The organism is Haloferula chungangensis, from assembly GCF_042664875.1.
In the GTDB taxonomy this organism is placed as follows: domain Bacteria; phylum Verrucomicrobiota; class Verrucomicrobiia; order Verrucomicrobiales; family Akkermansiaceae; genus Haloferula; species Haloferula chungangensis.
Window position 1 is genome coordinate 388,010 of sequence record NZ_JBHTBS010000001.1, and the last position, 14,975, is coordinate 402,984.

General features: G+C 57.6%; 16 protein-coding genes. 15 read left to right on the forward strand and 1 reads right to left on the reverse strand.

Features of this window, described 5'->3' with window-relative positions; genetic code table 11:
- The first annotated feature begins 8 nt into the window (after window positions 1-8).
- From nrfD to ACFQY0_RS01700, 15 genes are all read left to right on the forward strand, one after another.
- Window positions 9-1,493 carry an NrfD/PsrC family molybdoenzyme membrane anchor subunit gene (gene nrfD, locus ACFQY0_RS01630; RefSeq protein ID WP_379708394.1) on the forward strand — a complete coding sequence of 495 codons (1,485 nt, stop codon included), beginning with the start codon at window positions 9-11 and terminating at the stop codon, window positions 1,491-1,493.
- A gap of 23 nt (window positions 1,494-1,516) precedes the next feature.
- Entirely contained in the window at window positions 1,517-2,071 is a 555-nt protein-coding gene (locus ACFQY0_RS01635; protein WP_379708396.1) for a DUF3341 domain-containing protein, read from the forward strand.
- A gap of 14 nt (window positions 2,072-2,085) precedes the next feature.
- Window positions 2,086-2,790, forward strand: a complete 705-nt coding sequence (locus tag ACFQY0_RS01640; RefSeq protein ID WP_379708398.1) for a c-type cytochrome — start codon at window positions 2,086-2,088, stop codon at window positions 2,788-2,790.
- A 12-nt stretch (window positions 2,791-2,802) separates the two neighbouring features.
- Complete coding sequence (locus tag ACFQY0_RS01645) at window positions 2,803-4,155, forward strand: hypothetical protein (RefSeq protein WP_379708400.1); 1,353 nt, start codon at window positions 2,803-2,805, stop codon at window positions 4,153-4,155.
- A 45-nt stretch (window positions 4,156-4,200) separates the two neighbouring features.
- Entirely contained in the window at window positions 4,201-5,019 is an 819-nt protein-coding gene (locus ACFQY0_RS01650; protein ID WP_379708402.1) for a c-type cytochrome, read from the forward strand.
- A 12-nt stretch (window positions 5,020-5,031) separates the two neighbouring features.
- The gene (locus ACFQY0_RS01655) at window positions 5,032-6,522 is read left to right on the forward strand and encodes a cbb3-type cytochrome c oxidase subunit I (RefSeq protein ID WP_379708404.1); all 1,491 of its coding nucleotides are present in this window, start codon (window positions 5,032-5,034) and stop codon (window positions 6,520-6,522) included.
- Window positions 6,523-6,543: 21 nt separating this feature from the next.
- Window positions 6,544-7,296 (forward strand): hypothetical protein, encoded by a 753-nt coding sequence (locus tag ACFQY0_RS01660; RefSeq protein WP_379708406.1) that lies wholly within the window; start codon window positions 6,544-6,546, stop codon window positions 7,294-7,296.
- A 26-nt stretch (window positions 7,297-7,322) separates the two neighbouring features.
- Complete coding sequence (locus ACFQY0_RS01665) at window positions 7,323-8,087, forward strand: c-type cytochrome (RefSeq protein ID WP_379708408.1); 765 nt, start codon at window positions 7,323-7,325, stop codon at window positions 8,085-8,087.
- A gap of 22 nt (window positions 8,088-8,109) precedes the next feature.
- Complete coding sequence (locus ACFQY0_RS01670; RefSeq protein WP_379708410.1) at window positions 8,110-9,996, forward strand: cytochrome c oxidase subunit I; 1,887 nt, start codon at window positions 8,110-8,112, stop codon at window positions 9,994-9,996.
- Between the two features lie 24 nt (window positions 9,997-10,020).
- Window positions 10,021-11,790, forward strand: a complete 1,770-nt coding sequence (locus tag ACFQY0_RS01675; RefSeq protein WP_379708412.1) for a cytochrome c oxidase subunit 3 — start codon at window positions 10,021-10,023, stop codon at window positions 11,788-11,790.
- Between the two features lie 54 nt (window positions 11,791-11,844).
- The gene (locus ACFQY0_RS01680) at window positions 11,845-12,222 is read left to right on the forward strand and encodes a cytochrome C oxidase subunit IV family protein (protein ID WP_379708414.1); all 378 of its coding nucleotides are present in this window, start codon (window positions 11,845-11,847) and stop codon (window positions 12,220-12,222) included.
- Between the two features lie 12 nt (window positions 12,223-12,234).
- The gene (locus ACFQY0_RS01685; RefSeq protein WP_379708416.1) at window positions 12,235-12,435 is read left to right on the forward strand and encodes a hypothetical protein; all 201 of its coding nucleotides are present in this window, start codon (window positions 12,235-12,237) and stop codon (window positions 12,433-12,435) included.
- Window positions 12,436-12,439: 4 nt separating this feature from the next.
- A complete protein-coding gene (locus ACFQY0_RS01690) occupies window positions 12,440-12,643 on the forward strand; it encodes a hypothetical protein (protein WP_379708418.1) in 204 nt (67 codons plus the stop codon).
- A 36-nt stretch (window positions 12,644-12,679) separates the two neighbouring features.
- Entirely contained in the window at window positions 12,680-13,474 is a 795-nt protein-coding gene (locus ACFQY0_RS01695; protein WP_379708420.1) for a cytochrome c oxidase subunit II, read from the forward strand.
- A 177-nt stretch (window positions 13,475-13,651) separates the two neighbouring features.
- The gene (locus ACFQY0_RS01700) at window positions 13,652-13,963 is read left to right on the forward strand and encodes a DUF3820 family protein (protein WP_379708422.1); all 312 of its coding nucleotides are present in this window, start codon (window positions 13,652-13,654) and stop codon (window positions 13,961-13,963) included.
- 2 nt (window positions 13,964-13,965) lie between these two features.
- On the opposite strand, the gene ACFQY0_RS01705 is transcribed toward ACFQY0_RS01700, so the two are convergent.
- Window positions 13,966-14,898 (reverse strand): ABC transporter ATP-binding protein, encoded by a 933-nt coding sequence (locus tag ACFQY0_RS01705; RefSeq protein WP_379708424.1) that lies wholly within the window; start codon window positions 14,896-14,898, stop codon window positions 13,966-13,968.
- Window positions 14,899-14,975: the final 77 nt, after the last annotated feature.

Genomic DNA, 14,975 nt, shown 5'->3' on the forward strand with positions numbered 1-14,975 from the left:
TTTTTGAAATGGCCACAGCCACTGAAAATGCCCCAACCCGCCAAGGTCCGAAACTTCCGGTCCTCAAGCGTGAAAAACTGATCCTCAACGGTCGCTCCTATCACTGGATCACCGATCGGATCTGCGGCGTGCTTGAGAACCGTCAGCCATTCTTGTGGTGGTTGCTGTTCATCCCAAGTGCCTTGATCGCAGCCATCGGTGTCGGTGGCGGATTGTTCCACCTCGTCTCGACCGGTGTCGGAGTCTGGGGAAACACCAACCGCGCGATGTGGGGATGGCCGATCGTGAACTTCGTGTTCTGGATTGGTATCGGTCACGCCGGAACCCTGATTTCCGCGATTCTTTTCCTGACCCGTCAGAATTGGCGGACCTCGATTAACCGAGCGGCGGAAGCGATGACGATCTTCGCCGTGATGTGCGCCGGCATTTTCCCGGCCTTCCACGTCGGTCGTGTCTGGATGGCCTGGTTCCTCGCGCCGATTCCGAACTCGAATGCGATCTGGCAGAACTTCAAATCGCCTTTGCTGTGGGACGTGTTCGCGGTCTCGACTTACTTCACCATCTCGCTGATTTTCTGGTATCTCGGCATGGTTCCCGACCTCGCAACGATCCGTGATCGCTGCAAGCCCGGCCTTCGCAAGATGCTCTACGGCCTCTTCGCCATGGGTTGGCGCGGTGGTAACCGTCAGTGGAGCCACTACGAAATGGCTTACCTCCTTCTGGCCGCGCTTTCCACGCCGCTGGTGCTCTCGGTGCACTCGGTCGTTTCCTTCGACTTCGCCACCTCGGTGGTGCCTGGATGGCATACCACGATCTTCCCGCCCTACTTCGTGGCAGGTGCGATCTTCGGTGGCTTTGCGATGGTGCTGACCATCATGATTCCGGCGCGTTTCATCTACGGTCTCCAGGACCTGATCACGATGAAGCACATCGACAACATGGCGAAGATCATCCTGCTTACCGGCACGATCGTGGGATACGCCTACCTGATGGAGCTCTTCGTCGCTTTCTACTCGGGAGCGAAGTATGAAATGGAGGCCTTCAAATACCGGATCACCGGTCCATATAACTGGGCTTACTTCTGCATGATGTTCTGCAACGTCATCGCACCGCAGATCTTCTGGATGAAGAAGATGCGCGAGAACCTCTGGGTCGTCATGATCGTCGCGATGTTCGTGAACATCGGCATGTGGTTCGAACGCTTCGTCATCATCGTCACCACGCTGGCCCGCATGTGGCTGCCGGGCGACTGGAAATACTACTCACCGAGTGGTCAGGACCAGCTGCTCTTCGTCGGCACCATCGGAATGTTCCTGATGCTCTTCCTGCTCTTCCTCCGCTTCCTTCCCTGCATCAACATTGCCGAGGTGAAGTGGACCCTGCTGGAATCCGATCCGCACTTTGATGATCACGAGGATCATCCGGATGAGGGAGTTGTCGTCGAAGCCGCCTACCAACAGGAGCTTCAGGATCCCGCTGCCAGCAAAGCCTAATTACCTCTAACAGAACTTCATTAGTGAGCACTACCCGCAAACGAGTTTACGGCTACTTGGCCGAGTTCAAGAGCGCCTCCGCCCTCTACAAGGCGGCCGCCAAGGTGCGCGATGCCGGTTTCCGCAAATGGGACTGTCACTCGCCGTATCCGATCCACGGTCTCGATGGAGCGATGGGCCTCAAGCGTTCGATTCTTCCATGGTTGGTTTTCTGTGGTGGTGCGACCGGCACCGCGACGGCCTTCGCCCTGGCCTACGGCACGCAGGTGCTTCTTTACCCGACGGTGGTGCAGGCCAAGCCGGTGAACGTGTTCACCGTTCCGGCCTTCTTTCCGATCATGTTCGAGTTGACGATTCTGTTCTCAGGATTCACCACGCTCTTCGGTCTGCTCGCCCTGATGAAGCTGCCACGCCTCAATCACCCTCTCTTCGCCAGCAAGCAATTCCACCGCACTACTGACGACGCTTTCTTCATCGCCATCGAAGCCAGAGATCCAAAATTCAGCCCGGAAGGTACCCGCGCGCTGCTTGAGGAAATCGGCGGCACCAGCATCGAACTCGTCGAAGAAGAAGACTGATTCCTTTTCATCCCGTGAAATACTTCTTTCTAGCATACGCCATCGTCATCGTTCTGTTTGTCGGCCTCATGCCGATCCGCGGTGCGAAGCGGGCCGAAACGCCGCTCCGTCTATTCCCGGACATGGACGATCAGGACAAAGTCATGGGCCAGGCCCACGATGACTTCTTCGCCGACGGTTCCGGTTCGCGTCATCCTGTGACCGGCACTCATCCCCTGGGTTTCCAGCCGGACGGCAAGACCGAACTTGGCGGCATCCCCGTCTACGAATTCGGCGGTGGCACCGGCTACTACTACACTGGTGGCATCGATGATTACTACTCCAACGGCATGCCTGAGGAACTCGGACTGAATGCCGAGAACGTCCAGGCTTTCCTGAATCGCGGTCAGGAGCGCTACAACATCAACTGCATGCCATGTCACGGCGCATCGGGTGACGGGATGGGAATCGCCACCAGCTTCGGTGTTCCCGGCGTGGCGAATCTGACTTTGGACAACTACGGGCAGGCGAGCTATCCGGACGGTCGGATGTTCGATGTGATTTCCAACGGCAAAGGCAACATGGGTGGCTATAAGCACAACCTCTCGATCCGTGATCGCTGGGCTGTGGTGGCCTACGTCCGCGCCATGCAGGTCGCCCGCAAGGCTCCGCTATCCGACGCGTCGATCAAGGCTGCCTTTGACGCCCACCAGGCTGCTAACCCCGCACAGGCTCAATAACTTCATTTTCCCATGGCATCCCACATTGTCACCTCAGCCGACATTCCCGCAGACGGGGAGCGTCTCGAGAGCAGCAAGGTCGATAAGATCAAAATGCTCGCCGGCGGTCTTTCGCTGATCCTCACCTTGATCAGCTTCTTCCTTCTCTTCGGAGCAGGGGAAGCCATTGCGGGTAGCTACGCCTACTCATGGCTCTTCGCCCTGTTCTTCTTCTTCACCCTCGCCGTCGGCGGGTGCTTCTGGACGCTGCTTCACAACGTCTCGAACTCAGGGTGGGGGACCTCGGTCCGCCGCGTGATGGAGAATCTCGGTTCGGTTTATCCTTACCTGTTCATCTTCGCGATTCCGCTGCTTTTCCCACAGGTCCAGCAGTATCTCTACGAGTGGATGACGATGCACCGCGACATCTCCGGTTCATGGTTCGGTCTTGGTGCGAAGGAGGCCCTTCATCACAGCCACAATCCTCACGACCACCTGCTTTACCTGAAATACTGGTACATGAGCATCCCGTTCTGGTATTTCCGCTTCGCGTTTTACTTCGTCGGACTCAGCCTGGTGATCCGCGGTCTCCGCAAGCTTTCGGTCGCTCAGGACAGCGATCCGAATCCTGGAACCTCGCGTCTCTTCCGCGCTCGTTACCACTCGACTTACACGCTGATCATCTTCGCGATCACCATCACCTTTGCCGGCTTCGACTGGCTGATGGGACTCGACTACACCTGGTTCTCGACGATGTGGGGTGTCTACCTCTTCGCCGGTTCCGCGCTCAACTCGATGGCCGTGATCATCATCACCTGCGCCCTGCTGACCCAGGCTGGTTACATGAAGAAGGTGGTGACTCCCGAGCACTTCCACATCAAAGGCAAGCTGCTTCTCGCCTTCACGATCTTCTGGGCCTACGTGTCCTTCTCCCAGTTCTTCCTGATCTGGTATGCAAACATCACCGAGGAAACGAAATACTTCCTCATCCGTAACACGGAAGGATGGAACACCGGCATGATCGCTCTGGTCTTCGGCCACTTCGTCGTGCCATTCGTGATTCTTCTTCAAGCCTGGCTCAAGCGGAACCCGAAGATGATCAGCATCATGTGTATCTACACGCTGGTGATGCACATCCTCGATCACTACTTGATCGTTGCTCCGGAACGCTCGATCTCGCTGATGAACATCCTTCCCAATGTCTACGGTGCTGGTTCGGAAAATCCCGTGACCACCACGGTTCCCGGTGCCTTCATTGGTGACATCCTCGCCTTCGTGGCGATTGGCTCCGGCTTCGTCTTCTTCTACCTCCGCGCACTCGGTCAGAACAACCTCTACCCGAACCGCGACCCCCGCCTTCTCGAATCCGCCAACGTTTCGAACTGACCCGGATTTCAGTTTCTAAATTTCAGAATTTCAGTTTTCCAAAAAATGGAACCATCCCGCGACAACCCGCTCATCCGCTTCTCCGCCTTCTGGTGGGGTATCAGCGTGATCTCGCTCTTTGGCGTGCTTGTGCTGATCCTTTGGCTCCGCAGTGGCGGCAACAGTGGCATCGAGCCGCTTGAGCAAGCCGCCGCGATCAAGCGCTATGAGGTCCGTGCCAGCATCGACGCTGCGCAGAAAGCCAGTCTTGATTCCTGGAAAGTCGTGGAGGAGGGCTCGACCGTTCAGGTTCCTCCGACCGCTGCTTTTGAAATGGTCGGCGCTCAGTTGATCGCTTCCAAGCCAAGCAAGATCGAAGATCCGGCCCAGGTCATTCCGAACACGCCGACCGCTGAGAAGCTCGCGGGCGGACCATCGGCAGACTACGCGGCAGTGGATGCCCTGACGCCTGCGGAAGGAACCGCTCCGGATGCGGCGCTTCTGGCGAAAGGTGAGCAAGGTTACCTCCTGTGTGCGGCCTGCCACGGACCCGATGGCAAGGGTGTCCAAGCAGGTGACATCACCGTCGGTCCTCCACTTGCCGGCTCGGAGTGGGTGACGGGTCCGGTTTCGAACCTGATCCGCATCCAGATGCGCGGCCTCACGGGTCCGATCACGGTTGCTGGTAAGGTTTACAATCCGGCAGCTCCGATGACTGCCATGGGTGCCGCAAGCTCCGACGAAGACGTCGCTGCCGTTCTCACCTACGTTCGAAATTCTTTCGGTAACTCCGCTCCTCCCGTCCTTCCCGAGCAGGTCAAGGCACTCCGCAGTGAAATCGGCAAGCCCGCTCTCACCGAGGCCGATCTGATTCCTGTGAAATAACTGATTTCCGCAATGTCCAGCGACTCTGATAAATACCTCGAACATGACGACGTGCTGCGTGCGTCGATCGACCGTTCGCTCCGTCACCCGGTGATGTTCTTCTTCACCAGTGGTGCAGCCTGGTTGGCCGTGGCGATTCTCCTTGGAATCGTATCGTCCGCCAAGGTGCACAGTCCGGATTTCCTGGCCGGTTGTTCATGGCTCACTTACGGCCGTGTCTTCGCCGCTCACCAGAGTGCCCTCGTCTATGGCTGGGGATGCCAGGCGGCCTTTGGCATGATCATCTGGCTGATGGCTCGTCTTTCCCGTCAGGAATGCCGCGCGGCCGGTTTCATCCTTGTCGCGGGTCACATCTGGAATCTCGCGATCTCACTGGGAATCATCGGAATTCTCGCAGGTGGTGGAACGGGGATTCCTTTCATGGAAATGCCATCCTTCGCGTGGATCCCGATGCTGCTGGCCTATGCAGGCATCACCATCTGGTCGATGGTGCAGTTCAAGGTTCGTCCCGTCGGTCACACCTACATCTCCCAGTGGTATCTCCTCGCGGCGATGATCTGGTTCCCATGGGTTTTTGCCACCGCCAACATTCTCATTCACGGGTTTGAGGGAAGCCCACTGGGTGCCGCCGGTGTCAGCGCCTGGTTCCACTCGGCCCTTCCACTGATGTTCTTCGTGCCCGTCGCCATCGGCATGGCCTACTACCTGGTGCCTAAAGTCACGGGTCGTCCGGTCTACAACTACGCACTCTCCCTGACGGGTTTCTGGACGCTTGCGATCATCGTGCCGTGGGCCGGTCTTCAGCGCCTCACCGGAGCTCCAATCCCGAACTTCCTTCCTTATCTCGGAGCATTCGCGACGATCCTCTTCGGCATTCCTGCCGCGATTTCCGGCGTCAACCTCCTCAAGACCGCGGCTGCCGCGGGCGACACGGTGGCCCAGAGTCCCACGCTGCGTTTCACAGTGACCGGTATCATCGGCTTGCTCGTTCTTGGACTCGCAGCCGTGTTTCTCAATAGCCCTGGCGTTCTGAAAATCACCCAGTTCACCATCTCCGGATACGGCTTCGACCTTCTGGCAATCTACGGCTTCTTCAGCTTCGTGGCTTTCGGCGCGATCTACTTCATCGTTCCGCGCATCACTCGTCGCGAGTGGCTGTCGCGCCGCCTCATCAAGATGCACTTCTTCCTCTCGGTCTACGGTGTCGGCGGCATCATTCTGATCGCCTTGTTCGGTGGTCTGATGCAGGGCGTGGGTCAGGAAAGTTTCGCGCAGCCATGGCAGGATGCCGCTGGCCGTGCCTTCCCATACGCTGTCTTCACGACGATGGCTTGGGCGATCCTCTCGCTTTCCAACTTCTTCTTCTTCATTCACCTGACCCTGATGTGGCTCCGTTTGGGACGCCGCAGCTCGCATCCGACCTTGCTGATCGAGGCTCACCACAGTAGCCCGCACGGTCCCGAAGGTGATATCGACAACGTCGGTCCCGCCGCCGCCCACTGATCTGACATTTTTCCTTACCCGATGAACTTCCGTCAATTCGCCCTTGGTCTCACTCTCAGCTTCGGCATCGCCTGGCTGGCAGTGGTGGTCGTGCCATTCTTCAAGCTGCGCAATCCCTCGCCCGTTTCCTACACTGAAGGAATCGATGAGAATACAGGGATCTATCATCCAAAGCGTGCAGGACGCGTCACCAATGGTTACGAGGTCTATGCCGCCAATGGCTGCTACCAGTGCCACACACAGGTGGTGCGCAATACCGACGCCGGAAATGATCTTGGCCGTCCGGATTGGGGTGGCTTGAAACTGGATGCCGACACCGGCAAGGACACGCGTCGTGAATCGAACGTCTTTGACTACGCGGGTCTCGATTTCGCCCCGATCGGGGTGGCTCGTCTGGGTCCGGACCTGATGAATGTCGGTCGCCGTATCCCGGCACGAATCCGCGAAGCAGCTGGACCGGATGCGACTGCCGGTGAAGTGGATGGTGCTGCCCGCGACTGGCTCTACCTCCACCTTTACAATCCGCGTCTCAGTCCTGAGCTGCGCGACTGGTCGAGCTGCCCGTCCTACTCGTTCCTTTTCGAAGAACGTGAGATCACCGGTCAGCGTTCCGATGATGCCCTTGAAGTGGCGACCGAGCCGGGAATGGAGATTGTTCCAGGTGACAAGGCACGTGCCCTCGTTAGTTATTTGATGTCTCTCAAGCACGACAACCCCGTGCCTGCCTCCATGGACTACTCGCCCGCCGACAAGAAGGGTGACACTGAAGGCTGAAACCATTTCGCGATTCCGATAATTCGATGCAAGATTCCAACAAGCCTGATCTCGATGAGTCACTCAATGTGACGACGTCTCACGACCCGATGCTGCGCGAGGCGGCTGCGGTCGTGCGTGAGAAGCACGTAGACGAAGGAGGCAAGGAGCCCATGTCGCTCTGGATCTTCGGTGCTTGTGCCGCGGTGGCGCTGGTTGCCGGCGGTGCTCTTGGCAAGGCCGGGACATTCTTCAACTATGATGAAACGGTGCGTCCGGGCTACGTCCGTCAAACGCTCGACACCGATGATGGTGGTGCCTTGCCGCCGGTTCCTGCGCTCAAGGCGTACATGACCAAGGGTGAGAAAATTTACGGTAAGTGCATTGGTTGCCACGCACCTGATGGTAAGGGCGGGGGAGCGTTCCCGGCGCTTGCCAGCTCCGAATGGGCGCTCGGTGATACCGAGAAGTTCGCAATGATCGTGCTCAACGGTCTGAGCGGCCCGAGCAGCACCGGCAAAACCTGGGGCGTGATGCCTGCTCAGGGTGTCGGCATGAGTCCCACGGACCTCGCTGCGGTGATGACCTACGTCCGCAACTCCTTCGGCAACTCCACGGGTGACGTCGTCACAACCGAGATGGCTGCCGAAGCCATGAAAATTTCTGAAGCCCGCGCGAATCCCGGATCTCCGGTGACCGCAGATGAACTGAGTGCTGACCACGCGAAAGCACTGCCAGGCGAGCCCATCGATCCGGCCGCCATGGTCGATCCCGTAACCCTCGCACCTGCGGAAACTGCCGCCGCAGAGTAACACCCAATCCATTTTATTTAGCATGAGCGCCCACGCTGCCACTGCCGATCACCACGACGGTCACGATCACCACAATCCGGGATTCATCCAGAAGTATGTCTTCTCGACGGATCACAAGATGATCGGTATTCAATACGGAATCACCGCCGGTGCCTTCCTTCTCTTCGGATTTTTCCTGATGATGGTGATGCGCTGGAGCATCGCCTATCCCCATGAGCCACTTCCCGAGTGGATGCGCTTTTTCTTCAGTGAAAACTGGCAGGCGCGCTGGCTTCAGGACGGCAAGGTTACGGGGGATACCTACAACATGTTCGGTGCGATGCACGGAACGATTATGGTGTTCCTCGGCGTGGTGCCGCTTGGTTTCGGTGCCTTCGGTAACTTCGTGACACCGCTTCAGATTGGCGCTCCCGATATGGCATTTCCGAAGCTCAACATGCTGAGCTACTGGATTTACCTCGTGGGTGGTTTGGTGATGTGCGGATCCTTCTTCATGGAGTCTGGCGCGGCCAAGTCCGGTTGGACGAACTACTCGCCACTGGCCGGCATCGCCGATGCACAGATCGTGAATCAATGGCTCGCAGGTCAGACGCAGTGGCTCGTCGGTCTCGTCCTTCTCATCACATCGTCGCTGCTCGGATCGGTGAACTTCATCACCACGATCATCAACCTTCGGGCGCGTGGTATGACCTGGATGCGCTTGCCGTTCTTCGTGTGGGCGATGCTCGTCACCGGTTTCCTTCTTCTTCTCGCTTTCCCACCGCTTGAAGCGGCCGGCATCATGCAGCTGATGGACCGTGTTTCCGGTTCCTCCTTCTTCATGCCTTCGGGTCTCTACACCAAGGCGGAAGGATTGCTTGAGCTCTCCGGCGGCGGTTCGCCACTGCTCTTCCAGCACCTTTTCTGGTTCCTCGGTCACCCTGAAGTCTACGTGCTTCTCCTTCCTGCGATTGCCTGTGTTGCGGAAATCATTCCTGCCAACACCCGCAAGCCGCTCTGGGGCTACAAGGCAATGGTCTACAGCGTGCTCGTGCTCGGCTTCCTTTCGTTCATCGTCTGGGCTCACCACATGTATCTGACCGGCATGGGACCTGTGGTTTCCACATGGTTCCAGACCACGACGGTGCTGATTTCGGTGCCCTCGGTGGTCTTGCTGACCTCGCTGATCATTTCGCTGTGGGGCGGGTCGATCCGCTTCACGCCGGCAATGGTCTGGGCCTGCGCATTCCTGCCCATGTTCGGTATCGGTGGTCTCACCGGTCTGCCGCTCGCCTTCAACCTCGTCGACCTTCACCTCCACGATACTTATTACGTGATCGGTCACTTCCACTACGTGGTGGCTCCCGGCATTCTCTTCGGTCTCTTCGCCGGCATCTATCACTGGTTCCCGAAGATCACCGGTCGTCACATGAGCTCGTGGCTCAGCCACCTGCACTTCTGGCCAAGCCTGGTGTGCATGAACCTGATCTTCTTCCCGATGCTCACGCAGGGCATGGCAGGCTTCCACCGCCGTTGGTACAATGGTGGTGATGCTTACCTGGCGAAGTCGCCCGACAGCACCAACATCTTCAGTTCGACCGTTGCCGAGCACATCGACCTGAACATCCTGATGTCAAATGCCGCTTGGATGATGGCTCTGGCCCAGTTGCCATTCATCATCAACCTGGTGATCAGCACCTTCGCAGGTCGCAAGGTCGAGAGCGACAACCCATGGAATGCCACCACGCTGGAGTGGGCGACGCCAACACCTCCGGGTCACGGCAACTTCACCTTCGATGTCGCCGTTTATCGCGGGCCATACGAATACAGCCGTCCTGACTGCGAGGAAGACTACCTTCCGCAGTGGATTGCTCCGAAGAAACCTAAGCCCGACCTCGAAACGCAGCCAGGCACCCCTGCCTCCCACTGATCACCGACTTTATTTTCTCAGGAAATGGAAATTCCCTATATTGTTACCCCGCGCAAGGACACTGGTCTCTTCAACTCGAAGATCGCCATCTGGTTGTTCCTCGCGTCGGAAGTCATGCTCTTCGGCGGCTTCTTTTCGGCTTACGTCTTCTTGCGCATCGGCGCGGACTACCCATGGCCGGAGCGGACGCTTCCCGTGCTGCCGGGTCTGATCAACACCTTCATCCTGATTTTCTCGTCGGTGACGGTCGTTTTCGCCTGGGCCTCGCTCAAGATGCGGAACTGGCGCCGCTTCCAGATCTTCATGGGAATCACCGTCGCGTGTGCGGCAGTCTTCATGGTCTTGAAGGGCCTTGAGTACAACGTGAAGTTCCATCACCAGGCAGCCCGCCTGACCGATTATTCAGTCCTGGAAGGTCACCTCGGATATGAGGTTGAAGGAGGCCATGGTCACGGTCATGACGAAGAGCCGAAGTTTGTTAAGGATGCCGATGGCAACAAGATCGAAGACAACCACTACAAGATCGCGGCCAGCTCCGTGACCTTCGATGTGCTTCGTGCCTACAAACCTTGGGTTGAAACCCTCGTTGGTGATGCGGCGAGGGCAGGAACCAAGGTGACGCTCAGTGCGGACATCGACCTCAATGCGGAAGGTGAGTCTGACGAAAGCAAGATCTTCAAGGCAGGGACTGAACTCAGCTACGATCTGATCAGCAAAATCAGCAAGGCGCACATCGCGAACCGCAACGACAACGCTGCCTGGCGGACCAAATTCCTCTCCGAAGCCTGGGATCTGAAGTGGGCCGAAGTGAAGGCCAACGATGAGCTTGGTGAAGGAGCCTTTGCCGCCGATTTCCCGAAAGGTCTCGAGTTGGGACCGGATGAACGGAGGCTCGCTTATGCCCGCTGGAAGGCAGGCAAGCGCGCGAGCATGGCTACCAGCGTGGACTTGAACAATGTCACTCTCAAGGTCGACGGCAAAAAGGCTCACTACGCGGACCTCGTTCTTCCTGAACAAGGCACGGCGACGTTTGAAATCGATGAGCCATTCACCGTCCGCTTCACCAGCCACGACGTGATTTCCAAGTATGATCCGAATGCGACCAGCGTGACGGTGCGCGACGGCACGGTCATCGGAGGCAAATACGAGGATAGTTCGATTGCCTTCCACTATGTGGACGGGATTGATTTCCAGCACACCGCGATGAAGGCCGAAGAGAAAGGTCAGGATCCGTTGATTGCGATCGAGAACACCTGGCTGATCAAAGAGAATCCTGTGGTGGCCGATTTGTGGGTCAAGCACCAGAAGGTCGTCGGTCAACTTGAAGAGTTGCTCGCGAAGGATGGTCGCGAACCCACGCACAAGGATCGCTACCGCATGGGTTGGCAGGAAATCGCCTACTACATGGAGACCGAACTGGCGGACGTCACGATTATCGAGAGTGAAAGAGCTCCCCGCAAGGTGACGATGACGCTCAAGGAACACTTCAAGGGCCCGGATTACGATGTTCGGAAGTTCCCCGACATCCACGTGCCGCGTGAGCAGGTCATGCTCGACTCCAAGTTCAAGCCAAAGTGGAACACCTACTACGCGATCTACTTCACCATCACCGGTCTTCACGGTCTTCACGTCATCGGCGGTGCGGTCGTCCTCGGCTACTACCTGTTCTGCGGACGGAAGATGTATCTTTCCAACCCCGAGTGGCTTGCCAACCGGGTGGAGGTTGGCGGTCTCTTCTGGCACTTCGTGGACCTTGTCTGGATCTTCGCCTTCCCGATCTTCTACCTGATGTAATCTCCGAATTACCTGAACCGTCTAAATTTCCCCAATCCCTAATCTTCCTAAGAAATGGCTGATACTCCTGAAGCGATTAAGAAATCGCAGAAACTCTATCTGGGCGTCGGACTGTGTCTCTTCATCGGCACGATCGTTACGGTGGCGGTTGCGACCGTGCCATGGCTCGATATTGGCAAACATGGCTTTGACACTGCGGACATGATCCTTGGTCTCTGCATCGCATCGGTGAAGGTTGCCTTGGTGATGTATTTCTTCATGCACCTTAATCACGAGCGTGCCTGGGTTTACGGCTCACTGGTGCTTGGCGTCATCATGGCCTTCTTCCTCGCTTTCCTGACCTTCCTCGCCAAGAGCGATCCGATTCACTACGATAAGTTCAATACCGGTGGGGTGCTTCTGCCGGGTTGCATCAAGTCGATTGGGCTGTAAATTTCCGCTGCCATGTCACTTCGCGCCTTCCACATCGTTTTCGTTACCGTCTGCACCTTGCTCTGCGCATTCTTTGCCGTGTGGGTCTTTGGATTTGCAGCGGACCGCACCGGCGTGATCACCGCGCTGGGAGTGATGGGGGCCATCGGAACGCTCGGTATGCCCATCTACGGGGTCTATTTCTATCGCAAGGCCCGCAATATCCTCCTTTGATCCCATGCTTGATTCACTCCTCGCCTGCGCGACCTGCGCGAACAATTTCCGTGGTGACGGAAATGCGGCCGGTTGGTCGATTCTCTTCATGCTTGGAGTGATCGTTCCGATGCTGGGCGGTGTGGTGTTTTGCATGATCCGCTTGGTCCGCCGTGAAGGCTCGACCCTTGACCCTGAGTTGCGCGACGATTTCGACGCCGACGCCTAAGACAAATTTTCTGCTGATTTCCATTTTTCACGATCCATGAACTCTCTGAGTCCCTCGAAATTCCTCGGCATTCCCGAAAACTTCTCCGCCCACGGTGGCCAGGTCGATCACCTCATCGATGTGGTGCACTGGTTGATGATTGCCTTGTTCGTCGGTTGGACCCTGTTCTTCCTGTTTTGTCTCGTTCGCTTCCGCCAATCGGCGAATCCCAAGGCTTGTTACACCGGTGTGAAGAATCACATCTCGAGTCACTTGGAGATCGGTATCGTGATTCTGGAAGCCGTACTTCTTCTCGGATTTGCCTTTCCGCTCTGGAAGGACCGCACCGACACTTGGGAGACGGTTCAAGAGCGCGATCCTGTCCGGGTGCGCGTCATCGGCTACCAGTTCGGCTGGACCTATCACTATCCGGGCGAGGATGGCATTTTCGGCCGCATCGATCACGGTCTCAAGACCGGCAACACCGATGCAGGCATCGATTTGGATGACCCGAATGGTCTGGATGACTTCACCAGTTCGGTGCTCAAGATTCCTGTAGGTCGCCCGGCCATCCTGAACATCACGACCAACGACGTGATTCACAACTACGCCATTGTCCCGATGCGCATCCAGCAGGACGCGATTCCCGGCCGCGAGATTCCAATGTGGTTCACTCCTAACAAGAAGCTTGAGACGTCCGTGGTCTGCGGTCAGCTCTGCGGCGAAGGTCATGGCAACATGGCTGGCCAGATGGAGGTGATCTCCGACAGCGCTTACCGCGAGTGGGCGAAGGGCGAGTCCGAGTCGTTCCTCAAGCGCAACACGCCACAGCAAGCCACCGCGAGTCGCTGAGCAGCGGCTGGATTTCCTGCCGTGACGCAGGAGGCGGGGAGCGAGTGGCCCGATCATTTCGATGGACGATCTTTTTCCTAAAGATCGTCCGTTTTTTTGAGACGGAGCAGGCCGATTCGATCAGCCAATGAAGAGGCTCCTGCTTGATCCCCATGAGGATCGAGTCATGATGGGGGAATGAACGAAATCGACCGCGAGGACTTCCGCAATCTGCTTGAGGAGATTGCCCGGACTCGGATGCCATACGGGAAGTATGGACGCATCGAGCATCCACCTCACGGCTATCCCATCATGGATCTTCCGCTCGAGTACCTGACCTGGTTCAAGGAGCGGGGATTTCCCAAAGGCCGGCTCGGTGAACTGCTGGCGATCATCTGGGAGGTCAAGGAGTGCGGCATGGATTCGGTATTCGATCCACTGCGCCGAGCCAATGGGGGACGGACGCGTTTCAAAAAGAAGCGCCAGACCGACTTCCGCTTCGACGACTGAGCCTAGTCCTTGCGGGTAAGCTCGACGAAGACGTCTTCGAGCGTGGCTTTCCGGCGGTATAGGCTGCGCATGGGCCAGCCGTTCTGGGCGACAAGTTCGTGGATGCGCTCGCGGGCATCGGTGCCGGACTCAACGAGGATGTCGAACTGGAAGCGGCCGTTTGTCAGAGGCTCGTGGGTCACTCGCTTGACGTGATCCATGCGTGAAAGCGCTCCGCTGATGACTTCGGGGTCACCGGTGATCTCGGCCACGACCTTTCCGGCGGCGCGCATGCCGGTGACGAGGGCCTGCGGGGTGTCTTCGGCTTTGATCTGACCGCTATCGATGATGATCACCCGATCGCAGGTCATTTCGACCTCGCTGAGAATGTGCGTGGAAAGAAGGATGGTGTGGGTTTCCCCAAGTCGCTTGATGAGTTCGCGGATCTGCCGAATCTGATTGGGATCAAGTCCGTTGGTCGGTTCATCGAGGATCAGGAGCTCGGGCGAGTGGACGAGGGCATCGGCCAGTCCGACGCGTTGGCGGTAGCCCTTCGACAGGACCTTGATCATCTTCCGGCGAACACTGTCGAGACCACAGGTATCGATCACCTCGCCAACACGACGCCGGGCATCCCGGTTAGAGAGCCCTTTGAGACGGGCGCGGAATTTCAAATACTCGCGGACCCGCATGTCGTCGTAGAGGGGGACGTTCTCGGGCATGTAGCCGATTTTGCGGCGAGCGCCGATCGAATCACGGAAAACATCGCAGCCACCCACCTCGATGCTCCCGGACGTCGGCGGGAGGTATCCCGTCAGCATGCGGAGGGTTGTGGTCTTTCCGGCGCCGTTAGGACCGAGAAAACCGACGATTTCGCCCTGTTTCACGCTGAAACTGAGGTCGCGAACGGCGGTGTGGCGGGCGAAACGCTTGGTGAGGTTACGGATTTCGATCATCAGTATGAATGGTTTTCCGGCAAAAAGGGTGCCTGCGCGATTGACGCTGCGCGGCGCTGCTCTTACCTAAGCGTTGT